Raw genomic sequence first — 22,329 nt, 5'->3', positions numbered from 1 at the left:
GGCCGCGTGGAGATCCGTCCAAAAGATGGATATAACGTCCATATACTGAGATGGGACAGTATCCGTTTGACACCGCACAGTGGACAACGGAACACTACTTATATGCAGTTCATATCCGCAGTCGTCCTTATTTAGCGCGTGACTGGTTAGCTTTACAAAAGCTACAGTCCAGCTGATTTCAGCTCGGATAACCACCATGCGCAAACCCCTCGCAGAGCCTGACCGGCTGAGGGGTTTTTCTGTTTCCACCACCAGCGGCAAACTCATACCGACGCCAGCAAAAATCGTCACCCCGCATTCCACTAAGGAAGAGTCCGATGAGTAAAGGATCGCCCGTCAGCCCGTCTCTGATGGCCACCAAAGCGCACCATCACGGCAGCGCCTCAGCGTCCAACGGTGCCGCCGGGTCCAAAGCTGCGGCCACCACCGCTGTGTACGGCCCGAACAACACAGTCGGACCCACGCAGATGACCGGCTCGGAGGCCATTGTCCGCTCGCTTGAGGAGCTGGGCGTGAAGGATATCTTCGGTCTTCCCGGCGGCGCTATTCTGCCAACCTATGATCCGCTTATGGCCTCCGGGATGAACCATGTGCTGGTTCGACATGAGCAGGGTGCCGGGCACGCGGCGCAGGGTTATGCCATGGTGACCGGCCAGGTCGGTGTGTGCATCGCCACCTCCGGCCCCGGTGCCACGAACCTGGTCACGGCCATCATGGACGCACATATGGATTCGGTTCCGATCGTTGCCATTACGGGTCAGGTTTCCAGTGGCGTCATCGGTACGGATGCCTTCCAGGAGGCGGACATCGTGGGCATTACAATGCCGATCACCAAGCATTCCTATCTGGTAACGGATGCCCAGGAGATTCCGCGCGTACTGGCGGAGGCATTCCATCTCGCCTCCACCGGCCGGCCCGGACCGGTGCTGGTCGATGTTGCCAAGGATGCCCAACAGGCGAAGATGACGTTTTCCTGGCCCCCGGTCATCGAACTGCCCGGCTACCGGCCGGTGGTCCGCGGGCACGCCAAGCAACTGCGTGAAGCCGCCCGGCTGATCGCCGCGTCCAAGAAGCCGGTGCTCTACGTCGGCGGCGGCGTCATCAAGGGCCACGCCTCCGTGGAACTGCTCGAGCTCGCTGAGTTGACAGGTATTCCGGTTGTCACCACGCTGATGGCCCGTGGTGCATTCCCTGACTCGCACCCGCTGCATGTAGGAATGCCGGGCATGCACGGTGCCGTGTCGGCGGTGACGGCGCTCCAGCAGGCGGATCTGCTGATCACCCTCGGTGCCCGCTTTGACGACCGTGTCACCGGTGTGCTGAGCACCTTTGCTCCGCTGGCGAAAGTTATTCACGCGGATGTGGATCCGGCGGAGATTTCCAAAAACCGGGTGGCGGATGTGCCCATTGTGGGTTCCGTGAAAGAAATCATCCCGGATCTCACTGCGGCACTAAAAGCGGAATTTGCCGATAAAGGGGCTCCGGATCTCACCGACTGGTGGGCCTTCCTGGGCAATCTTCGCGACACATATCCGCTGGGATGGACCGAACCGGAGGACGGGCTGACCTCCCCGCAGCGGGTCATTGAGCGGATCGGAGCTCTGACAGGTCCCGAAGGGGTCTATGTTGCCGGAGTGGGGCAGCACCAGATGTGGGCCTCTCAGTTCGTGAAGTACGAGCGCCCGCATTCCTGGCTGAACTCCGGTGGTGCCGGGACCATGGGCTACGCCGTTCCGGCGGCAATGGGCGCCAAGGTCGGAAACCCGGATCGGGTGGTCTGGGCGATCGACGGCGACGGCTGCTTCCAGATGACGAATCAGGAACTGGCCACCTGCGCGATCAATAAGATCCCCATCAAGGTCGCGGTCATCAACAATTCGTCCCTTGGCATGGTCCGGCAGTGGCAGACACTTTTCTATGAGGGCCGGTATTCCCATACGGACCTGAACACCGGCCACAACACGGTGCGGATCCCGGACTTCGTCAAGCTCGCCGATGCCTACGGCTGCGTCGGGCTGCGCTGCGAACGGACCGAGGACATCGATGCCACCATTGAGGCCGCGCTGGCCATCAACGACCGGCCCGTCGTCATCGACTTTGTTGTCAGCCCCAATTCCATGGTCTGGCCCATGGTTCCGTCCGGTGTCAGTAACAGCCAGATCCAGGTTGCCCGAAACCTGACTCCGGTGTGGGAAGAAGAGGACTAAAAATGACGACGCGACATACACTTTCCGTTTTGGTGGAAGACAAACCCGGCGTACTGACCCGGGTGGCGAGCCTCTTCGCCCGGCGCGCTTTCAACATAAATTCTTTGGCAGTCGGGCCCACCGAGGTATCCGGGATATCCCGGATGACCGTAGTGGTCGACGCCGAAGGTGACCTGATCGAACAGGTCACCAAGCAGCTGAACAAGTTGATCAACGTGATCAAGATCGTTGAGTTGCTGCCGGACAATTCCGTGCAGCGGGACCATATTCTGGTCAAGGTGCGCGCGGACGCCGCCACGAGGCTGCAGGTCACCCAAGCCGCAGACCTCTTCCGGGCCTCGGTTGTGGACGTTTCCACCGATTCGCTGACCATCGAAGCCACCGGCACCGCTGACAAACTTGCAGCCTTGCTGAACGTGCTGGAACCCTTTGGGGTCCGGGAAATTGTGCAGTCCGGGACACTGGCCGTGGGACGGGGATCCCGTTCCATGAGCGACCGCGCGCTGCGCACTGCATAGCAGGCGTGGAAGAAACCGCTTTTTGACGTATTTGCAGGTTCTTAGATTTGCACCGAATAAACTACTGAGGGAGTAACAAGTGACCGACATGTTTTACGACGACGATGCAGACCTGTCCATCATCCAGGGCCGCACCGTTGCCGTTATCGGCTATGGCAGCCAGGGCCACGCACACGCACTGAGCCTGCGCGATTCCGGCGTCGACGTCCGCATCGGTCTCAAGGACGGTTCAAAATCCCGGGCCAAGGCCGAGGCGGAGGGCCTGCGTGTCCTCAGCGTTGCCGATGCGGTTGCCGAAGCTGACCTGATTATGATCCTGACCCCGGACCAGGTCCAGCGCAGCGTCTACGCGGAGGACATTGCCCCGAACCTGCAGGCCGGCGATGCCCTGTTCTTTGCGCACGGCTTCAACATTCGTTACGGCTACATCAAACCGCCGGCCGATGTTGACGTAGCCTTGGTCGCGCCAAAGGGACCCGGACACGTGGTCCGCCGTGAATTCGAGGCCGGCCGCGGCGTGCCGGACCTGATCGCCGTCGAACAGAACGCTTCCGGCAAGGCCAAGGAATTGGCGCTTTCCTATGCGAAGGCGATCGGCGGAACCCGCGCCGGCGTCATTGAAACCACCTTCACCGAGGAAACCGAAACGGACCTCTTTGGCGAGCAGGCCGTGCTGTGCGGAGGTGCCTCACAGCTGATTCAGTATGGTTTCGAGACGCTGACAGAAGCCGGTTACCAGCCGCAGATTGCGTACTTCGAGGTCCTGCACGAGCTCAAGCTGATCGTTGACCTGATGGTTGAGGGCGGCATTGCCAAGCAGCGCTGGAGCGTTTCCGACACAGCGGAGTACGGCGACTACGTCTCCGGTCCCCGGGTCATTGACGAGCACGTGAAGGAGAACATGAAGGCTGTCCTTAAAGATATCCAGGACGGTACCTTCGCCAAGCGCTTCATCGATGACCAGGATGCCGGCGCACCGGAGTTCAAGGCGCTGCGCAAGAAGGGCGAAGATCACCCGATCGAGTCCACGGGCCGCGAACTGCGCAAGCTGTTCTCCTGGATCAAGAACGAGGACGACTACAAGGAAGGTTCAGTCGCCCGCTAGTCCTCACGCCCACCGGCGGGGCAGACATCGGCACCCGCGAGGGGCCGTCGTCGTCGGCCCCTAACATTCGGCAAGGAAGCCGGACTCCTTCACTTGATGGAGTCCGGCTTCTTTGTCTGCAGCACCGTCCTGCCGCCAATTCCACCCGAATACCACGAGAGCTAAAGAGGTTACCGGTGACAGCCACCAAGCCAGTTGTACTCCTTGCAGAGGAACTTTCGCCTGCCACTATCGACGCCCTGGGACCGGATTTTGAAATCCGTCACTGCGACGGAGCCGATCGATCCCAGCTCCTTGCCGCCATCGCGGATGTGGACGCCGTTTTGGTCCGTTCCGCCACGCAAATGGACGCCGAGGCGATCGGAGCGGCTCGGAGCCTGAAGGTCATCGCCCGGGCGGGAGTGGGTCTGGACAACGTGGATATCAAGGCCGCGACCCAGGCCGGCGTTATGGTCGTCAATGCGCCGACGTCGAACATTGTTTCAGCCGCGGAGCTGACCGTCGGGCACATTCTCAGTCTTGCCCGGCACATCCCGGCGGCCAGTGTGGCGCTGAAGAATGGCGAGTGGAAGCGCTCCAAATATACCGGCACCGAACTCTACGAGAAGAAGCTGGGCATCATTGGCCTGGGGAGGATAGGTGCCCTGATTACTGCCCGGGCGCAGGGTTTCGACATGGAGGTCCTGGCCTACGATCCCTATGTCACGTCCGCACGTGCCGCTCAGCTGGGGGTTCAGCTCGTCAGCCTGGACGAGCTGCTGGCGCAGAGCGACTTCATCACCATCCACATGCCAAAGACCCCCGAAACGGTAGGCATGATTGGTGCGGACGCGTTTGCCCGGATGAAGAAGACTGCCTATGTCATCAACGTGGCCCGTGGCGGCCTGGTGGACGAGGCCGCCCTGTATACCGCGCTGACCACCGGCGAAATCGCCGGGGCCGGGATTGACGTGTTCGTCAAGGAACCGGCGACGGATCTGCCGTTCCTGGCCCTGGACAATGTGGTCGTGACCCCGCATCTGGGTGCTTCGACCGACGAGGCGCAGGAAAAGGCCGGAGTTTCGGTGGCGAAGTCCGTGCGCCTTGCCCTGGCCGGCGAATTGGTCCCGGACGCGGTCAATGTTGCAGGCGGAGTCATTGCCACGCAGGTGCGCCCCGGGATTCCGCTGATGGAAAAGCTCGGACGCATTTTTACTGCGCTCACGCACGATTCGGTGACACAGATCGATATCGAAGTGGCCGGAGAGATTGCCGTCCATGATGTGAAGGCGCTGGAACTGGCGGCATTGAAGGGTGTCTTCAAGGATGTGGTTTCAGAGCAGGTGTCCTACGTCAACGCTCCCATTCTCGCCGAACAGCGGGGCATTAATACCCGCCTGATCAAGACCACGGAATCCCGGGACTACCGCAACGTGCTGACGATCCGCGGAGCCCTATCCGACGGCTCGCAGGTCTCCGTTTCCGGAACCCTGACCGGGCCCAAGCAGGTGGAGAAGCTAGTGGGCGTAAACGGCTATGACATCGAGATTCCCGTCAGTGACCATCTCGTTGTCATTTCCTACGCGGACCGGCCCGGCGTCATCGGCAGCCTGGGCGGGCTGCTGGGGGAGAACGGCATCAACATTGCGGGCATGCAGGTTGCCCGCAATACGGAGGGCGGCCAGGCGCTGTCTCTGCTCACCGTGGACAGTTCCGTCCCGCAGGACGTGTTGGATGCCATCAAGGCCGCAATTGGCGCCACGATGGCGCGCGAAGTGGACCTCGAGGACTGACCTGCCGCGATTGCCAGTGAATTGGACGGATGCCGGGGAAATTTCCCCGGCATCCGTCCAATTCATACTCCACGCAACTTCGGTGAGCGCGTGAGAGTCGTAGACGCCGCGGACCGCATGGACGTCTACCGTCTGCTCCGCTAACCGCTGATATTAGTCGGGGCCGCTGAGCACGAGGATTTCGTCGTCCCTTCCCCGGTTGGTCAAGACCCACAGCAGCGGAGGGGAAGCGGGCTCTGCAGAAGCGGCGGTGCCGGATGCAGCGGTGCCAGGTCCCGTGGGGCCGGGTCCAGCGGAGCCGGCCAGAGCGACGGCCACGACATCGCGGAGCCGGCCGTATTCACCGCGGAAAAACTCCTCCGGCGTCCCCGGATCCGTTCCATTCAACGGCACCTGCCAGATCCGTTGGCCGCGCAGCGCACTGAGATAGGCAACGTCGCCGACAATTGCCAGACCACTCGGGGAAGCATCGGCCGTCGACGGCCACACCACTTTGGCGTCAATAAAGCCCGCACGTCCCGGTGCCCCGGTGACCAGCGGCCACCCGTAATTCCCCCCGGGCTGGATCAGGTTCAGCTCGTCATTGACATCGGGGCCGAACTCGCTGATCCATAGCCGGCCCGCCGAATCCCAGGCAATGCCCTGCACATTCCGGTGCCCGTAGCTGTAGACCGGGCTGTTGCCGAACGGGTTCCCCGGCGCGGGCTTGCCCTCCGCGGTGATCCGCAGCACCTTGCCATTGAGCGAGCCCCGGTCCTGCGCGCGGTCCTGCTGCAGGGCATCGCCGGTTCCCACGTAAAGGAAACCATCCGGGCCAAACTTGATCCGGCCGCCGTCGTGGTTGCTCGCCTTGGCAATGCCTGTGAGCAGCACCTCCTGCGGGCCCAGCTGGCCGTTCTGATATGTCATCCGAACCACCCGATTGTCCGTCGCGGAGGTGTAGTAGGCGTACAGGAAGTGGTCGGTGGCGAAACTGCCGGACACGGCCAGCCCCAACAGGCCGCCCTCTCCGCCGGGCACCACATTGTCCACTTTCCCCACCGCTGATTTTTCCGCCCCGGGTGATGCGCTGATCCGCTGCACCATAGCGGTGGCCCGTTCGGAGACCAGTGCGGTCCCGTCCGGCAGTATCGCGATGGACCAGGGGAGCTGCAGACCCTTGCCGAGTTCGTCGCTCACTCTCAGCTGCGCCGTCGTCGGATCCGGAGCCGGGGGAGACGCGACGCAGGCCGAAAGCAGCCCGGCGCACGCGGCGAGGACGCACGCCGCACGCCCTATTCGAGTCCGCCCGCCGCCCCGCCAGGATCCCATCGTCATTTGCTCCACCCCGTCGCCGCCGGAATTGCTATAACGGTCTCATATACGGGCCAAAGGAGCCATCGTTACAGGGAAGGGAGGGGAAGGGGAGGGGAAGGGGAGGGGGAAGGGGAATCCGCGTCAAAGCTGCGCAGCGCAAGGAGCTATGGCTGCGCAGGGATGAACATGCGCAGCGGCCCGGCCAAAGTCTGCGCAGGTTTATCCGCCGCTCCCCGCCCGCCGCCGCTCCGTGCCCGGGCCCGGTTTCGACAAGCCGAACCACCGGCGGGTAACTTCATAGTGTGAGTTCACCTGCGCAGGCCAAGACCCCCTTTTACATCACCACCGCCATTTCCTACCCCAATGGCGTGCCGCACATCGGCCACGCCTACGAGGTAATCGCCACGGACGCGATGGCGCGCTTCAAGCGGTTGGACGGCTACGACGTTTTCTTCATGACCGGTACGGATGAGCACGGGCTGAAAATGCAGCAGACCGCGCACAAGCTTGGACTCACCGCCAAGCAGCTGGCTGATGAGAACTCCTCCGCCTTCCAGCAGATGAGCCGGGATCTGGGGATTTCGCATAACCGCTTCATCCGCACCACGGACGCGGATCATTACGCGGCCGCCACCGCGATTTGGCAGCGGATGGAAGCCAATGGCGACATCTACCTCTCGCAGTACGCCGGCTGGTACTCGGTCCGCGATGAGCGTTACTTTGTGGAGGACGAGACGGAGGTTCACGAGGACGGCCTCCGTTATGCGACGGAAACCGGCACGGAAGTGACCTGGACGGAGGAGGAGAGCTACTTCTTCAAACTGGCCTCCTATCAGGACCGGCTGCTGAAGCACTACGCTGACCATCCGCATTTCGGCGCCCCGCACAACCGTTTCAATGAGGTCGTCAGCTTCGTCAGGGGCGGCTTGGAAGATCTGTCCATCAGCCGCACGTCCTTTGACTGGGGCGTCCCGGTGCCGGGAAATCCGGATCACGTGATGTACGTCTGGGTGGATGCGCTCACCAATTACCTCACCGGCGTCGGCTTCCCGGACACGGAATCGGAGAGCTATCTGAAGTACTGGCCCGCGGACGTGCACGTGATCGGCAAGGACATCTCCCGCTTCCACGCCGTCTACTGGCCCGCGTTCCTGATGTCCGCCCAGCTGGAGCTGCCCAAGCGCGTCATGATCCACGGGTTCCTGCACAACAATGGCGTCAAAATGTCCAAGTCGCTCGGTAATGTGGTGGCCCCGGCGGATTGGGTGGCGCAGTACGGCCTGGACCAGGTGCGTTTCTTCCTGCTCCGTGAGGTCCCGTTCGGCGCCGACGGTTCCTACAGCCACGATTCGGTGGTCGGCCGGATGAACTCGGATCTGGCCAATAATCTGGGCAACCTGGCGCAGCGGTCGCTGTCCATGGTCGCCAAGAACTGCGCGGCGCAGGTCCCCGTGCCACAGGCTTTCACAGCAGCGGACCAGGACATTCTGGCGCAGGCCGGCGTGCTGCTGGACCTGTGCCGCGAGGCCTACGAAGTGCAGGACTTCCACCGCGCGCTGGAGGAAATCTGGACCGTGCTGGGAGACACCAACGCCTACTTCGCCGAGCAGCAGCCGTGGGTCCTGCGCAAAACGGACATTGAGCGCATGAACACGGTGCTTTATGTGACGCTGGAGGTGCTGCGCATCGTGTCGATTCTGGTCCAGCCCGTGATGCCGGACTCCGCGGCGAAGCTGCTGGCGGCGTTGGGGCAGGCAACGGCGCACGACGACGGCGGCGGGCACCCGTTTGCCGCGATCGGAACGCCGCTGGTCGCCGGCACGCCGCTACCAGCCCCGACGCCGATATTCCCGAAGTACGAAGATCCCGCTGACGCCTGACCCGCCGCACCGGCGGGTCGCGGGGCGGGTCGCGCGGCCACCGGCTCGGGTGGCCGAGGACCCGCTGTGCCGGCACAGCGGGCTTACTCCATGGCTATTCCATGGCGAGGCCTTCGACGGGGGAGAGCCGGGCTGCTCTGCGGGCCGGCAGGACGGATGCTGCCAGCCCGGCGGCCGCGGCGGCGGCAATCACCAGCAGCACCTGGCCCCAGGGAATCGTGGCGGTGACCGCGGCGAAGGATCCGAGCGCCGACTGCGCGCCCAGCCATCCATAGAGCACTCCCAACACGGAGCCAAGCAGGGCCGCGACCCCGGCGATCAGCACCGCTTCCACGGCCAACATGCCGCGAAGCTGTCCCCGGGTCAGGCCCAGAGCCCGCAGCAGGGAATTTTCCCGGGTGCGTTCCAGCACGGAGAGCGAAAGCGTGTTGGCAACCCCGATCAGGGCAATCACCACGGCGACGCCGAGCAGCCCCGTGACGATCAGCAGCATCAGGTCGATCACCTGGTTGAAAGTCGCCTTTTCCAGTGCCCCGCCTTCAACTTGGAAGTCCTGCACGCCCAAGGTCTGTGCCAGGCTGGTGCGCAGGTCCAGCAGCTGCTGCTGGCTGAGGTTACTGTCCACCTTCAGCCAGACCAGGGCGGATCCGCTCGCGCTGGCATCCGTCCCGCCCACGGCGCCCGTCCCTGAACCCGAACCGGCTCCGGAGACGATGCCCGAATCCGGCACCGGCACCGTCGAGGTGCTGACCAACGCCGGGACGTCCCTTGACGTTGCCGTCCGCACCGGAAGCTGTTGCACATTCTTCCCCTCTGGCCCGGACGTTACCGCGGCAACGGAGAGTTTGGTCCCCTTGGGCAGCAGGACCTCGCCGGGCCCAACACGGTTGTCAGCTGTCCGCAGCACGGCCGCGGCATCAGCGTCGGAGATCCCGTAGACCGGCTGGTTGCCATCGCCGGCGCTAGACCCCGCGCCAGCGCCGTTGCCGGCAACGGCGCCGGACCCCGCTCCGGTTCCCGCACCGGCCCCGAGACTGACAGTGCCGACCACGGGCAGGAGCGCGGCGGCCTGTACGCCGGGAAGTTTGCTGGCGGCGGCCACCTGGGCCGCGCTGATGGCCGATGGGCCGCCGGCGCCAAGCGCCGGGCCGGAGACCGAAATGTCCACCGGGTATCTGAAATTGAGCGAACCATCGAATGCCGTTCTGGCGGTGGCCGCTCCCGTCATCATCATGGACACCAGCGTGACGCCGATCAGCAGCGCCGACGCGGTCGCCGTCGTCCTTCCCGGATTGCGCACGGCGTTGACGGCCGCGAGCCTGCCCGGAACGCCGAGCGGGGATGCCGCCTTGCCAAAGCCGGCGACCACGGCCGGGATGAAGAGGCCGGCGCACAGCATGATGCCAATGAAGGATGCGGCGCCACCGGGCAGGGCTATCAGCAGCTCGGAATTTGCGGAGCCGTAAACCAGCGCCGCGGCCCCGGCAAGGACCAACAGCACCCCAACAGCCATCCGGACCACCCCGCGCCGATTCCGGACGGAGGTAACATCCTGCGGGCGCAGGGCCGCCAGCGGAGCAACGGCGGTGGCCGCGCGGGCCGGCAGCAGCGCTGCGGCAACGGTCAGCGCGGTCCCGACCAGCAGGCCTGCGATGATGGCGGCCGGGGTGACCGCCAGCGTGGCGAATGCGTAGTCCGGGTTGCCGCGCAGCACGCCGATCAGCGCGGCCATCAGACCCACCGCAGCCACTACACCAAGCGCCGAGGACACGATGCCCACAACGAGCGCCTCCAGCAGCACGGAACGCCGGATCTGGCTGCGTCCGGCGCCGATGCACCGCAGCAAAGCCAGCTCCCGGGTCCGCTGGGCAATCAGCACCGAGAAGGTATTGGCCACGACCAGCGCGGAGACCACAAGTGCGATGCCGGTAAACGCCAGCAAAATGATGGTCAGCTGATCGCTGCCGCCGGTGAAATCAGCCACCGCGGCAGTGGTCTGCCCATCCGACGTTAAGACTCTGGCACCCGGGACGCCCGCAGCGGCCAGTGCCTGCTGGACGGTATCGATCGCGTGCCCATTGGCCGGGCCGGTGAGTTTGAGCTGGATATTCTGAATCGACTGTGCCGGCTGCTGGTCGGACGCCTGCTGTTCGGTCGTCTGCTGGTCGGACGACGGCGGCACGGCGGGTGCGAGGGCCGCCAGAGTTGACGCGTCGGCGACCAATTGGGTCTGACCGGACATTAGCGGGTCATGGCTGGGTTCGGTGATCCCGACGACGGTCGCCATCAGGACAGCGGATCCGCCAGTCACGCCGCCGGTGCTCCCAGCGGAGACGGTGTTCCCCGCGGATCCGGCGTCCCCTACGGATCCGGCATCCGCTGCGGAGCCGATTCCGCTCAGCGTGACGGTACTGCCGGGTTTAAGCCCCTGCCGAGCGGCGGTGGCCGAATCCACGGCGACCTCACCCGTGGCCCTCGGCAGCGTCCCGGAACTGAGGACTGCGGATTCCAGCGCGGGATCGGCGCTGGTGTTCTGCAGGACACCCGCCACGGTGGTCTTGCCGGTTGTGATCGTCACCGGATCCACCGTCCCGGCGTAACTGGCCTTGACAATATCGAGTTTCGCGACGGCATCAACGGCCCGCTTGTCCAGCGCGCTGCCGGCTGGAGCTGTGATCACCAGATCTGCTTTCGCGAAGGCCTGGCCGATGCTGGCCTTCAGACTGGCCTGGCTCGAGGAACCGACCATCAGTGTTGCGGACAGGAAGGCGACGGCGAGTATGACGGCGAGCGCTATGGCAGCGAAGCGGCGTGAGTGGATTTTCAGCTGGGCGAGGGCAACGAGGAGCATCGCAGCTATGCCCCCAGCTTCGACAGCGCGGCGAGGACCGTCTGGACTGTGGGGTCGAGCAGCTCGCCGACCAGTTCGCCGTCGCTCATCAGGACCACCCGGTCCGCGTATGCGGCGGCAACCGGATCGTGCGTCACCATAATGATGCTCTGGCCCATTTCGCGGGAGCTGCGCCGCAGCATGCCCAGTACCTCGGCGCCGGCGTGCGAATCCAGGTTTCCGGTTGGTTCGTCGGCGAAGATCACGTCTGGACTGGTCAGCAGCGCCCGGGCGACGGCGACGCGCTGCTGCTGTCCGCCGGAAAGCTCATGCGGCCGGTGCTTGAGCCGGTCAGTCAGGCCGAGCGCGTTCGTGACGTAGGCGAATCTTTCACGGTCCGGTTTGCCGCCGGCCAGGGAAACCGGCAGGGTGATGTTCTGTTCGGCCGTGAGTGTGGGGACCAGGTTGAATGCCTGGAAGACAAAGCCGATCCGCTCCCGGCGCAGCTTGGTCAGCTCCTTGTCGCGCAGCACCGTGATGTCCGTTCCGCCGATGCGGATGGTGCCGCCATTGACGCTGTCCAAGCCGGCCAGGCAGTGCATCAGGGTGGATTTTCCGGAACCCGATGGCCCCATAATGGCGGTGAATTTGCCGGCCTCGAATGCGACGTCGATGCCCTTCAGCGCGGTGACTTTGGTGTCGCCGCGGCCGTAGGTTTTGCTCAGGTTCAGGGCCGCGACGGCGGAGGTGTGCGTACTGGGATGGTGCGTGGCGGTGGTCATGATTCCACCGTATTTGCGCGGCTGCGTCCGGCGGATCGGCCCCAGGACGGATTTGGCGCGGCCTATGTGGGCCGAATGTCCTACCGCGGTAGGAGCTGCGTTCAGCCGACGGAGACGATGCCTGTCTCATACGCGATCAAAACCAGTTGCACCCTGTCCCTGGCACCGAGTTTGCTCAGCACATGCCCCACATGCGTTTTGACGGTGGCCTCGGAGACGAACAGATTGAGGGCGATTTCCGGGTTGGACAGGCCCTCGGCAATGAGTCCGAAAACCTCACGTTCACGGGCGGTGAGATTTTCGACGTCGGCATGGTGCCGGTCCGTGGTGGGACCGGGCGCGCTCAGCAAAGGCGCCACGTGGTCTAGCAGCCGCTTGGTGGTGGACGGGGCAATAACGGCGTCCCCGCGGTAGACGGTGCGAATGGCCGCGAGCAGCTCCTCCGGCCGGGTGTCCTTGAGCAGGAAACCGCTCGCTCCGGCCTGGATCGCGGCCAGTGCGTACTCGTCCAGGTCAAAGGTGGTCAGGACGACGATTTTCAGCTCCGAAAGCGGCGATCCCGCAGCGGCATTGCGGGAGCGTTCCATCAGTTTCCGGGTGGTCTCGATCCCGTCCATCGCCGGCATCCGGACGTCCATCAGGACAACATCGGCGGCAGTGCCGGACAGCGCGGAAAGCGCTTCAATTCCGTTGCCGGCCTGGATCACTACCTGAAGATCCGGCTGGCTGTTAATCAGCATGGTGAACCCGGAGCGGACCAGCTGCTGGTCATCCACCAGGGCCACCCGGATAGGTGAAGAGCCGCCGTCCGGCAGTAGTGAAGTCACGGTTATGCCTCCGTATAGGGGATGAATGCGCTGATCCGGAATCCGCCGCCGGGCTCAGGCTTTGCGGACAGTGTTCCATCGTAAAGCCTGACGCGCTCGCGCATGCCGCGGATGCCGTTGCCGATGCCGGATTCACTGCCCTGGCCGCTGCCGTACCCGAGGCCCTGGCCGCTGCCGGAACCGGAGCCCGAAACGGACGCGTCGGACGCAGCTCCCCGTCCGTCGTCGAGCACGTCAATCTGCAGCCCCCGGCCAAGCCACTGCAGGCTGGCGGTGGCGCTGGACAGCGGGCCGGCGTGTTTGAGGACATTGGTCAGGCCCTCCTGGACAATGCGGTACGCGGTCAGTTCCGCGCCGGCCGGCAGGGCGCGTCTGGCGTTGCCGCTCTGCTCAAAAGCAAGCACCAGGCCCGCTGCACGGAACCCGAGCAGGAGTTCATCGAGGTCGCTCAGAGTCGGAAGCGGACGGGTGGAGGCACCCTCATCCCCGCGCAGCACACCCAGCAGCCGGCGCATTTCCTGCAGCGATGTCCGTCCCGTCTCGGCAATGGTTTCCAAGGTCTGCGCCGCAACGGCCGGATCCGCAGCGGCGGCGTACCTGCCGCCGTCGGCCTGCGTGATGATCACCGAGAGCGAATGCGCCACGATGTCGTGCATTTCGCGCGCAATGTGCGACCGCTCATCGGACGCGGCCAGGGCCCGTTCCTGCTGCTGCTCCACCTCCAGGCGCCGGGCGCGGCCTTCCAGCGCCTCCTCACGAAGCCTGCGGGTCCGGGTTAGATCCCCCAAGGTCCAGCTGAAGAGAACCAGCAGCCACACCACCACCAGCAGGAACGCCGTGCTGGAAATTGTGGAAACGGTCCTGGCGGCCGGATCAACGTAATAGCGGGTGATGAACATGACGGCACCGACCAGCGCCAGAATCAGAGCGCCGATGCTGGCCCACCGCGGACCATAGGCCGCCACGGCGTAGAGAACAAGGACGACCGCAATATCCGCCGGTACCTGAGGCAGCGACAGGGCCCACTGAACAAGGGCGACGGCGGCAATCACCGCCGTCGCGGCTACCGGCCGGCTGCGGCGCCAAACCAGCGGGACAATCAGCCCCGTGGCGATGATGAGGGATGCCGCCGCATCGGAACCGAACAGCATGGTGGCGCCCAACAGCAACCACAGCACCGCCGTGAGGGTGACGTCCACGGCAAACCGATGGCCGCGGAACCAGGTGTAAATACGGTGCATAACCATCAGTGACGACTCTAGATGATGACGCCGGGCGGAACATCAGGCCAAGGGTGGACATTCGGCTGGTAGGCAGTCAGGTACCGGAGACGGAAAGGGTATTCTGCGGCGAGTCCGGAATGTGAGATGGTTTGCCCATCATATGAGTCCGCTGACTACGCTGGCACTCATGAGCACACCGATGAACATTGCTGTCATTCCCGGCGACGGGATAGGTCCCGAAGTTGTCGCCGAAGCCGTCAAGGTCCTGGAAAAGGCCGTCTCCGCCGAGGACATTGAACTCCAGTTGACCGAGTACAAGCTCGGCGCGGAACACTGGCTGGAGAGCGGGGAGACATTGCCCGATGCGACGCTGCAGGCATTGCGCGGCCACGACGCCATACTTTTTGGCGCGGTCGGCGCCGCTCCGGGGGACACCAGGATTCCCTCCGGGCTGATTGAACGCGAAATGCTGCTCAAGCTCCGTTTCAGCCTGGATCACTACGTCAATTTGCGTCCGTCCAGGCTGTACCAGGGCGTTGCATCGCCGTTGGCAAACCCCGGCCCCATCGACTTTGTGGTGGTCCGTGAAGGTACCGAGGGCCCGTACGTGGGCAACGGCGGCGCACTGCGGGTAGGAACGGCACAGGAAGTCGCCACCGAGGTCTCCGTGAATACTGCCTACGGCGTGGAGCGCGTGGTACGCGACGGGTTCCGCCGGGCCAGTGCCCGGCCGCGGAAAAAGCTCACCTATGTCCACAAACATAATGTTCTGGTATATGCCGGACACCTGTGGAAGCGGACCGTGGAGGCTGTCGCTGCCGAATTCCCCGACGTCGCCGTCGACTACCTCCATGTGGATGCGGCGATGATCTTCCTGGTCACTGACCCGGCCCGCTTCGACGTGATTGTCACGGATAACCTCTTTGGAGACATCATCACCGACCTGGCCGCTGCCGTCACCGGGGGCATTGGCCTCGCGGCGTCCGGCAATATCAACATGGACCGCACAGCACCTTCCATGTTCGAGCCGGTTCACGGCTCCGCGCCGGACATTGCCGGCCAGCAAAAGGCCGATCCGACTGCAGCCATCCTCTCCGCGGCACTTTTACTGGAGCACCTCGGATACGATGCCGCTGCCCGGCGGGTGGAGCACGCTGTCATCGCGGACATATCCCAGCGCAGCCCCGACGCCGCCCGCAGCACTGCGGCCATTGGTGACGCGATCTGCGCTGCCGTGTAAGGCAGCCTTGGCTGCCGCTTAATGCAGCCCCAAGGCCCGGTGGAAGCCAAATCCGGGCGCTCGCGGGAGTAGGCTGATTAGTGCAAACCGGGTGCACATTGGAGTGCACAACTACGTGGAGGAACCATGACCCAGACAGTAAGTGAACTGGAGTTTACGCAGAACCTTTCGGAACACCGAAAGACTGCCCAAGAGCGCGCCGCCATCCTGGCCAACCCGGGGTTCGGAGACTACTTCACGGACCACACAGCCATTGTCGATTACCGCACCGACACGGAAGGGAACGGGACGTGGAGCAACGCCCGGATTGAGCCCTACGGACCGATCTCCCTGGACCCGGCCGCCGCCGTACTTCACTACGGTCAGGAGATCTTTGAGGGCCTGAAGGCATACAAACATGCCGACGGCTCAGTCTGGACGTTCCGCCCCGAGGCCAACGCCGCCCGGCTGAACCGCTCCGCTGAACGGCTCGCCTTGCCGCAATTGCCGGAGCAGGTTTTCCTTGATGCCATCCGTGGCATCGTCGCAGCGGACCGGGAATGGATCCCCAGCCGTGATGGCGAGAGCCTGTACCTGCGGCCCTTCATGATCGCCACCGAGGCATTCCTGGGCGTGCGTCCCGCCCGTGAAGTGTCCTTCCGCGTAATTGCCTCGCCCGCCGGCAACTACTTCGGCGGCGAGCTCAAGCCGGTTTCCATCTGGATCTCCCACAACTACGCCCGTGCCGGCCGTGGCGGAACTGGTGCCGCCAAGTGCGGGGGTAACTACGCGGCTTCGCTGGCAGCACAGATGGAGGCCGAGGCCCACGGCTGCAAGCAGGTCCTGTTCCTGGACCCGTTCAATGACGATGCCGTTGAGGAACTCGGCGGCATGAACGTCTTCTTCGTATTCAAGGACGGGCGTCTGGTGACCCCGGCGTTAACCGGGACAATCCTGGAAGGCGTTACCCGGATGTCGGTCATTGCGTTGGCCAAAGACCGTGGGCTGGACGTCCAGGAACGGAAGATCACGCTGACCGAATGGCGCGACGGAATCGCATCGGGCGAGATCACCGAAGTTTTTGCCTGTGGTACGGCAGCCGTCATCACTCCCATCGGCCTGCTCAAGGACGAGACGGAAAGCATCGGTTCCGCCGATGCAAAGGCCGGTGACGTAGCCATGGGCATCCGGGAACAGCTGCTCGGCATCCAGACCGGTGTCCTCGAGGATACGCACGGCTGGTTGACCCGCCTGGCCTGACGCCTCCGGCGACACCTGCAGTAAGGCTTCTCGGACACGTCCCCCTATTCCGTACGACGGCGGGTGCCGCACCTTTGCCGGTGCCGCAGCCGCCGTTGTCGGTTCTCCTCCCGGACGGCGCCACTGGCGCCACCGGCGCTCCAAGCACCTCAGGCGCTCCTTCACGACCACCTTGCTCCTTCATGGCTGTCAGGTTTTCCTCCACAGCGGTTCGCGTCCACGTTCAATGCACAACCAGGCGAACACGGGTTGCTCCGAGACCTTGCCTGCAGTGCAATCAGTGCATGCAGTGGTTGTAGTGCAGGCAAAATGTGGGAGGAACTATGCCAACGTTTACGGTCAGATACCTGGAGCCGGAGGTTCTTGGGCAACTTCGTATTCTCGCAGCGCGGAACGGCAGGTCGATGCAGGCCGAACTCAAGATCATGATCCTGCGCCATTTGGATTCTCCGGGGGCGCAGGCGGACGATCCTGCACGTATTCCGATTGCGCTGCTCAAGGCCCCGAAATGGTACGACGAGCTGTTTGAAGTCTGGGGACTGGCATTCGCCCTTCGTCAGGCCGAACTTCCCCGCTGGACCTCGACTCTGCACGGCAGCCTTCCGGATGTCGATCGCAACGGACGGGCTTTCGATCGGATCGGACGGACGAACAATGATGCTCCTGGACGCTGATGTTCTGCTGGAGCTGATTTCCGGCAGCAGCTACGAGCGCCAAGCCGAATGGTTCAAGCTGCACCCGGAGCGTCCGCATACCACTGCGCTCGCCGTGGCGGAGATTCTTGCCGCGATCGGGTCTATGACGGCGCTGGAGCGGATGTCTTCGGGCAATGCTGTTGCGAAATTCCTGGCCACGGTGATGGACAGGAGAGTGGTGCCCTTTGATCTGGATTGCGCCGAACATCTGGCACGGCTGGCCCAGCTTTCCAGGTCTGACGGCAGCAACTATCCGTTGGCGTACCTGCTGACCGCTGCGATGGCTCTGCGCTTCGGTGCAGAGCTGGTGACTGCGCGGCCGGAAGAATATGCCGGCCTTGGTGTACCCACTGTGACGCCGTGAATGAAAATCCGGAAGTCATAAGGATTAGAGTATGAGCCATGCGTATTGCTCGGTTTGTCGTAGATTCTGATCCTCTATACGGCGTTGTTGAGGGGGAGCCCGGTAGCGAGGAAGTCACTGTCATCAAGGGGGACCCGTTCTTCAATGGCGTTGAACGGACTTCGGTCCGGCACCAGCTGATCGATGTGCGGTTGCTGGCGCCGATTATTCCGCGCAGCAAGATCATCGGCATCGGCCGCAACTTTGTGGAGCACGCCCACGAACTGGGTAATGAAGTGCCGAAGCAGCCGCTGATGTTCCTGAAGCCGAACACCTCGGTAGTCGGTCCAAATGACCCGATTGTGCTGCCCGAGTTTTCGGACGAGGTCTCCTATGAGGCCGAATTGTGTGTCGTTATCGGACGGATCTGCAAGGACGTCCCGACGGAACGTGTGGACGAGGTGATCTTCGGCTACACCTGCGGCAACGACCTCACCGCGAGGGACGTGCAGAAGGAAGACCAGCAGTGGGCCCGGGCCAAGGGCTTTGATACGTCGGCACCGCTGGGACCGTGGATCCAGACGGAGCTCGATACCGAGGATTTGTCCATCAAGGGCTGGCTGAACGGCGAGCTGCGCCAGGACGGTACCACTGCCCACATGGTCTGGGGCGTGCGGGACCTGGTTGCTACCGTATCCCGCGCCTTCACGCTGCTGCCCGGAGACGTGATTATGACCGGCACACCGTCCGGCGTCGGTCTGGTCAAGGATGGGGACAGGTACGACATCGAAATTGAGGGAATTGGTCGGCTGTCCAACCCGATTGTCCGCCGCTGATCAAGTCAGCTGGCGGTACGCGGTAAAGTTGAAAACACTATGACTACTGCCGCCAATTTCCCCCTTGTCACCGCCGAAACCCCCGTCCGTGTGCGGTTTTGTCCATCTCCCACCGGCACCCCGCATGTGGGTCTGATCAGGACTGCCCTGTTCAACTGGGCCTATGCACGGCACACCGGCGGGAAGCTGATTTTCCGGATCGAGGACACCGACGCCGCACGGGACAGCGAGGAGAGCTATCACCAGCTCCTGGAAGCCCTCAAATGGCTAGGCCTTGACTGGGATGAGGGCGTCGAGGTGGGGGGTCCGCACTCTCCCTACCGGCAGTCGCAGCGCAGCGACATCTACCAGGCGGCAATCGAGAAGCTAATGGCCGGCGGCTTCGTCTACGACTCCTATTCGTCTCCGGATGAGGTTGAGGCACGCCATCGGGCAGCGGGACGTGACCCCAAACTCGGGTATGACAATTACGACCGCGACCTGACTGTTGAGCAGATCGCAGCCTTCAAGGCCGAGGGCCGGCTGCCGGCGCTGCGGCTGCGGATGCCGGACGAGGATCTGACCTTCACGGACCTGGTCCGCGGCGAGATCACTTTTAAGGCCGGATCCATCCCGGACTACGTGCTGGTCCGGCCCAACGGAGCTCCGCTGTACACCCTCGTGAACCCGGTGGATGACGCTTTGATGGGCGTCACCCACGTGCTCCGGGGGGAGGACCTGCTCAGTTCAACGCCGCGCCAGCTCGCGCTCTACCGTGCGCTGATCGCCGTCGGCATTGCCGAGTACATGCCGCTCTTTGGCCACCTGCCCTATGTGATGGGGGCCGGGAACAAGAAGCTCTCCAAGCGGGATCCGGAGAGCAATCTCTTCCTGCACCGGGAACGCGGCTTCATCCCCGAGGGCCTGCTGAATTACCTCTCCTTGCTGGGCTGGTCGCTCTCCGCCGACGAGGACATCTTCAGCGTCCAGCAGCTGATTGAGCACTTTGACATCCACGATGTGTTGGGCAACCCGGCTCGCTTCGACGTCAAGAAGGCCGAGGCCATCAACGGTACGCACGTGCGCCTGCTCGGCGCCGAGGATTTCCGGAACCGCCTGGTGCCGTACCTGCAGACGGCCGGTCTCCTTGGGGAGAAGCTGACAGACCGTGAGGAGCAGATCCTCACCGAAGCTGCGCCGCTGGTGCAGGAACGGATCACGCTGCTGGGCGAGGCTCCGGAGATGCTCGGCTTCCTGCTCAAGGCGGACGACGGCGTTGATGTCGCTGATGATGCACGCAAGGGCCTGCCGGAGAACCTCGCTGAGGTCCTGACCGCAGCGACGGCTGCTCTGGAGCCGGTGCAGGACTGGACTGCGGAGAACATTCAGGCGGCGCTGCGGCAGGCGCTGGTCGAGGAGCTGGGGCTCAAGCCCCGGCTGGCCTTCGGCCCGGTGCGCACAGCCGTCTCGGGGCGGCGGATTTCACCACCGCTCTTCGAATCCATGGTGATCCTGGGCAAGGAATCTTCAATGGCAAGGCTGCAGGCGTTCCGCGGCTAGCTTTATCGGGGGACCCATACCGACCTGCGGCGGCCCGCAAAGCCTTGATGCCGTAGGTCGGTGCGGGGCCCTCGTTTTGTTCTCTCCGGCAGAATCGGGTACAGTTTATTTCCGGCGCTTGAGCCGCTTGACCGGTTGTGAGAACAGACGGAGCAGGCAAAAAGTGCCATTGGGATATGGTGTAATTGGCAACACAACGGTTTCTGGTACCGTTATTCTAGGTTCGAGTCCTGGTATCCCAGCGCTCGGAAATCCGATGTATCGCAGTCTATCTGCAGGGATTTTCGGCAGTAGTAATCGAATGTATTAGGGCCCCATCGTATAGCGGCCTAGTACGCTGCCCTCTCACGGCGGTAACGCGGGTTCGAATCCCGCTGGGGTCACAACAGGAAGCTCTCATCCGGCATATTGCCTGGATGGGGGCTTTTTTCGTGCGCAAACCCCATAGCGTGGTCACGTTTCAAAGCCGGGCCAGGGCGTCCCGGACTTTCACCAGCGTGCGGAGGTTTCTCGTCGTCGTACTGGATTTGTATCTGGACTTCGCTGACAGTTTGCTGAACGGGCTCTCCAGCGTCCCGCCCACGGGTGCCAGCCAGGCGGTTGCCTCCGGTCCAAGGCGGCACTGTTCCACGCTCGGAAGCTGTTCAGCGAGGCCGTAGAGCTCGGTCAGGATTTCGGAATCCGAGCCGAGAGTGATGTAGCAGTGGTCCTTGGCGGAGTCCGCAGGGTACGGGCAGGCCGCGATGAGTGCCGCGATCCGGGACACAGTGAGCACAACTACCCAGGCATCATAGCCGAAGGTGTCCCGTAGGCATGTCTCGACGGCGGACTTGAGCTCGGCGGGTCCCATGGCGGTTTGACAGATGATATTTCCGCTGGCCAGCAGGGTAGCGACGCTGTACAGGGGGAGTTGCGTGAGCGCGCGCTTGAGGTCGGTCATCTTGATATTGATGCCGCCGACGTTCACCCCGCGCAGGAAGATGGCGTAGTGGCCGTCGGGAGACGGGTCGGGGCCGGGACTGGTGGTCATCGGATCAGAATAGCGCCCGACGGCAACGTCCGCAGTTGAGTTCGACGGCGGCAGGTTGCGTTGCCGGACGAGGAGCGGCGGGGGCGGTTTGCGCTGCCGGTTAGTCGGTGGTCTTGCGCAGCGCGTCGGTCAGCGTGCGGGCCGCACTACAGACGATCTCCGCGTGCAACCGGCCCGGTTGACGTGTGAGGCGTTCGATCGGTCCGGAAATCGAGACGGCGGCAATGACGCGCCCGGAGGGCCCGCGCACGGGAGCCGAGACGGAGGCCACGCCCATTTCCCGCTCGCCCAGGCTCTGCCCCCAGCCGCGCCGGCGGACTCCGGCCAGGACGGTGGGTGTGAAGCGGGCGTTCTGCAGACCGTCCAACAGTCGCTCGTTGTCCTCCCAGGCGAGCAGTACCTGAGCGGCGGAACCGGCCTTCATGCTGAGCTGAGTACCCACCGGGATGGTGTCGCGCAGGCCGATGGGCCGTTCGGCGGACGCCACGCAGACGCGCGAGTCACTCTGTCGGCGGAAAATCTGCGCACTTTCGCCCGTGACGTCGCGCAGTTGAAGCAGCACAGGCCCGGCTGCAGCGATCAACCTGTCCTCGCCGGCGGCGGAGGCCAGTTCCACCAGGCGGCTGCCAAGGACGAATCGGCCCTGAATGTCGCGGCTAACCAATCGATGATGAACCAGTGCCAGAGCGAGCCGGTGGACGGTGGGCCGGGCGAGCCCGGTGGCGGCGACAAGCTGAGCCAGGGTGGTCGGTCCGGCCTCTAAAGCGTTGAGGACCTGGGCCGCTTTATCTATGACGCCAACACCGCTAGAATTGTCCATGTATTGATATTGCCGTCTCAGCATATGAGATGCAAATCGATTGGCTGGCGTGGTGCGTTGCGTTGCTGGTTCAGTTGCTGAATACGACGCACACGGCCACGGAATGTTGATGTGGCCATTCTTTACGGGGATAGCCGGCATCCGGAC

At 63.6% G+C, this 22,329-nt stretch carries 18 protein-coding genes and 2 tRNA genes; 13 read left to right on the top strand and 7 right to left on the bottom strand.

What is annotated here, in order from left to right:
• The first annotated feature begins 317 nt into the window (after window positions 1-317).
• The 4 genes from IV500_RS07300 (at window position 318) to serA (ending at window position 5,602) form a co-directional block, all read left to right on the top strand.
• Window positions 318-2,207 (top strand): acetolactate synthase large subunit, encoded by a 1,890-nt coding sequence (locus IV500_RS07300; RefSeq protein ID WP_196396132.1) that lies wholly within the window; start codon window positions 318-320, stop codon window positions 2,205-2,207.
• A gap of 2 nt (window positions 2,208-2,209) precedes the next feature.
• Window positions 2,210-2,725 carry an acetolactate synthase small subunit gene (gene ilvN, locus IV500_RS07295; protein WP_196396131.1) on the top strand — a complete coding sequence of 172 codons (516 nt, stop codon included), beginning with the start codon at window positions 2,210-2,212 and terminating at the stop codon, window positions 2,723-2,725.
• A 79-nt stretch (window positions 2,726-2,804) separates the two neighbouring features.
• On the top strand, window positions 2,805-3,830 hold the full coding sequence (gene ilvC, locus IV500_RS07290) for a ketol-acid reductoisomerase (RefSeq protein ID WP_196396130.1): 1,026 nt from the start codon (window positions 2,805-2,807) through the stop codon (window positions 3,828-3,830).
• Window positions 3,831-4,006: 176 nt separating this feature from the next.
• Entirely contained in the window at window positions 4,007-5,602 is a 1,596-nt protein-coding gene (gene serA, locus IV500_RS07285; protein WP_196396129.1) for a phosphoglycerate dehydrogenase, read from the top strand.
• Window positions 5,603-5,755: 153 nt separating this feature from the next.
• Here the strand turns inward: serA and IV500_RS07280 are convergent, their stop codons facing one another.
• On the bottom strand, window positions 5,756-6,919 hold the full coding sequence (locus IV500_RS07280; protein ID WP_196396128.1) for a PQQ-dependent sugar dehydrogenase: 1,164 nt from the start codon (window positions 6,917-6,919) through the stop codon (window positions 5,756-5,758).
• Between the two features lie 281 nt (window positions 6,920-7,200).
• On the opposite strand from IV500_RS07280, the gene metG reads away from it, so the two are divergent.
• On the top strand, window positions 7,201-8,778 hold the full coding sequence (metG, locus tag IV500_RS07275) for a methionine--tRNA ligase (protein WP_196396127.1): 1,578 nt from the start codon (window positions 7,201-7,203) through the stop codon (window positions 8,776-8,778).
• A 94-nt stretch (window positions 8,779-8,872) separates the two neighbouring features.
• On the opposite strand, the gene IV500_RS07270 is transcribed toward metG, so the two are convergent.
• The 4 genes from IV500_RS07270 to IV500_RS07255 form a co-directional block, all read right to left on the bottom strand.
• On the bottom strand, window positions 8,873-11,629 hold the full coding sequence (locus tag IV500_RS07270) for an FtsX-like permease family protein (protein WP_196396126.1): 2,757 nt from the start codon (window positions 11,627-11,629) through the stop codon (window positions 8,873-8,875).
• Window positions 11,630-11,634: 5 nt separating this feature from the next.
• Complete coding sequence (locus tag IV500_RS07265; RefSeq protein ID WP_196396125.1) at window positions 11,635-12,390, bottom strand: ABC transporter ATP-binding protein; 756 nt, start codon at window positions 12,388-12,390, stop codon at window positions 11,635-11,637.
• A gap of 101 nt (window positions 12,391-12,491) precedes the next feature.
• Complete coding sequence (locus IV500_RS07260; RefSeq protein ID WP_376770189.1) at window positions 12,492-13,217, bottom strand: response regulator; 726 nt, start codon at window positions 13,215-13,217, stop codon at window positions 12,492-12,494.
• A gap of 2 nt (window positions 13,218-13,219) precedes the next feature.
• Complete coding sequence (locus IV500_RS07255) at window positions 13,220-14,464, bottom strand: sensor histidine kinase (RefSeq protein ID WP_376770188.1); 1,245 nt, start codon at window positions 14,462-14,464, stop codon at window positions 13,220-13,222.
• Window positions 14,465-14,627: 163 nt separating this feature from the next.
• Here IV500_RS07255 and IV500_RS07250 point away from each other — a divergent pair, with 163 nt between their 5' ends.
• The 8 genes from IV500_RS07250 (at window position 14,628) to IV500_RS07215 (ending at window position 20,715) form a co-directional block, all read left to right on the top strand.
• Window positions 14,628-15,680 carry a 3-isopropylmalate dehydrogenase gene (locus IV500_RS07250; RefSeq protein ID WP_196396124.1) on the top strand — a complete coding sequence of 351 codons (1,053 nt, stop codon included), beginning with the start codon at window positions 14,628-14,630 and terminating at the stop codon, window positions 15,678-15,680.
• A gap of 126 nt (window positions 15,681-15,806) precedes the next feature.
• Window positions 15,807-16,919 (top strand): branched-chain amino acid aminotransferase, encoded by a 1,113-nt coding sequence (locus IV500_RS07245; protein ID WP_196396123.1) that lies wholly within the window; start codon window positions 15,807-15,809, stop codon window positions 16,917-16,919.
• A 323-nt stretch (window positions 16,920-17,242) separates the two neighbouring features.
• Window positions 17,243-17,593, top strand: coding sequence for a FitA-like ribbon-helix-helix domain-containing protein (locus IV500_RS07240; protein ID WP_196396122.1), 351 nt, complete (start codon window positions 17,243-17,245; stop codon window positions 17,591-17,593).
• Window positions 17,574-17,978, top strand: a complete 405-nt coding sequence (locus IV500_RS07235; protein WP_196396121.1) for a PIN domain-containing protein — start codon at window positions 17,574-17,576, stop codon at window positions 17,976-17,978. The genes IV500_RS07240 and IV500_RS07235 overlap by 20 nt, the downstream gene beginning before the upstream one ends.
• Window positions 17,979-18,016: 38 nt before the next feature.
• On the top strand, window positions 18,017-18,793 hold the full coding sequence (locus tag IV500_RS07230; protein WP_196396120.1) for a fumarylacetoacetate hydrolase family protein: 777 nt from the start codon (window positions 18,017-18,019) through the stop codon (window positions 18,791-18,793).
• A 39-nt stretch (window positions 18,794-18,832) separates the two neighbouring features.
• Window positions 18,833-20,332 (top strand): glutamate--tRNA ligase, encoded by a 1,500-nt coding sequence (gene gltX, locus IV500_RS07225; RefSeq protein ID WP_196396119.1) that lies wholly within the window; start codon window positions 18,833-18,835, stop codon window positions 20,330-20,332.
• Between the two features lie 170 nt (window positions 20,333-20,502).
• Window positions 20,503-20,574, top strand: a tRNA-Gln gene (locus IV500_RS07220).
• A 68-nt stretch (window positions 20,575-20,642) separates the two neighbouring features.
• Window positions 20,643-20,715, top strand: a tRNA-Glu gene (locus IV500_RS07215).
• 77 nt (window positions 20,716-20,792) lie between these two features.
• Here the strand turns inward: IV500_RS07215 and IV500_RS07210 are convergent.
• Window positions 20,793-21,362 carry a DUF1697 domain-containing protein gene (locus tag IV500_RS07210; RefSeq protein ID WP_196396118.1) on the bottom strand — a complete coding sequence of 190 codons (570 nt, stop codon included), beginning with the start codon at window positions 21,360-21,362 and terminating at the stop codon, window positions 20,793-20,795.
• 100 nt (window positions 21,363-21,462) lie between these two features.
• Window positions 21,463-22,182 carry an IclR family transcriptional regulator gene (locus tag IV500_RS07205; protein ID WP_196396117.1) on the bottom strand — a complete coding sequence of 240 codons (720 nt, stop codon included), beginning with the start codon at window positions 22,180-22,182 and terminating at the stop codon, window positions 21,463-21,465.
• Between the last annotated feature and the right edge of the window lie 147 nt (window positions 22,183-22,329).

Origin of the sequence: Arthrobacter terrae, assembly GCF_015708085.1 — a bacterium.
Taxonomy (GTDB): domain Bacteria; phylum Actinomycetota; class Actinomycetes; order Actinomycetales; family Micrococcaceae; genus Arthrobacter_M; species Arthrobacter_M terrae.
The sequence above is the reverse complement of the archived record's forward strand: the minus strand, read 5'-3'. Positions and strand labels throughout refer to the sequence as shown.

Excerpts from the sequence above, each read along its gene's own strand:
- IV500_RS07300 (WP_196396132.1), top strand. The coding sequence starts at position 318 with ATGAGTAAAGGATCGCCCGTCAGCCCGTCTCTGATGGCCACCAAAGCG.
- ilvN (WP_196396131.1), top strand. The coding sequence starts at position 2,210 with ATGACGACGCGACATACACTTTCCGTTTTGGTGGAAGACAAACCCGGC.
- IV500_RS07280 (WP_196396128.1), bottom strand. The coding sequence starts at position 6,919 with ATGACGATGGGATCCTGGCGGGGCGGCGGGCGGACTCGAATAGGGCGT.
- IV500_RS07270 (WP_196396126.1), bottom strand. The coding sequence starts at position 11,629 with ATGCTCCTCGTTGCCCTCGCCCAGCTGAAAATCCACTCACGCCGCTTC.
- IV500_RS07265 (WP_196396125.1), bottom strand. The coding sequence starts at position 12,390 with ATGACCACCGCCACGCACCATCCCAGTACGCACACCTCCGCCGTCGCG.
- IV500_RS07255 (WP_376770188.1), bottom strand. The coding sequence starts at position 14,464 with ATGGTTATGCACCGTATTTACACCTGGTTCCGCGGCCATCGGTTTGCC.
- IV500_RS07250 (WP_196396124.1), top strand. The coding sequence starts at position 14,628 with ATGAGCACACCGATGAACATTGCTGTCATTCCCGGCGACGGGATAGGT.
- IV500_RS07245 (WP_196396123.1), top strand. The coding sequence starts at position 15,807 with ATGACCCAGACAGTAAGTGAACTGGAGTTTACGCAGAACCTTTCGGAA.
- IV500_RS07240 (WP_196396122.1), top strand. The coding sequence starts at position 17,243 with ATGCCAACGTTTACGGTCAGATACCTGGAGCCGGAGGTTCTTGGGCAA.
- IV500_RS07235 (WP_196396121.1), top strand. The coding sequence starts at position 17,574 with ATGATGCTCCTGGACGCTGATGTTCTGCTGGAGCTGATTTCCGGCAGC.
- IV500_RS07230 (WP_196396120.1), top strand. The coding sequence starts at position 18,017 with ATGCGTATTGCTCGGTTTGTCGTAGATTCTGATCCTCTATACGGCGTT.
- gltX (WP_196396119.1), top strand. The coding sequence starts at position 18,833 with ATGACTACTGCCGCCAATTTCCCCCTTGTCACCGCCGAAACCCCCGTC.
- IV500_RS07210 (WP_196396118.1), bottom strand. The coding sequence starts at position 21,362 with ATGACCACCAGTCCCGGCCCCGACCCGTCTCCCGACGGCCACTACGCC.
- IV500_RS07205 (WP_196396117.1), bottom strand. The coding sequence starts at position 22,182 with ATGGACAATTCTAGCGGTGTTGGCGTCATAGATAAAGCGGCCCAGGTC.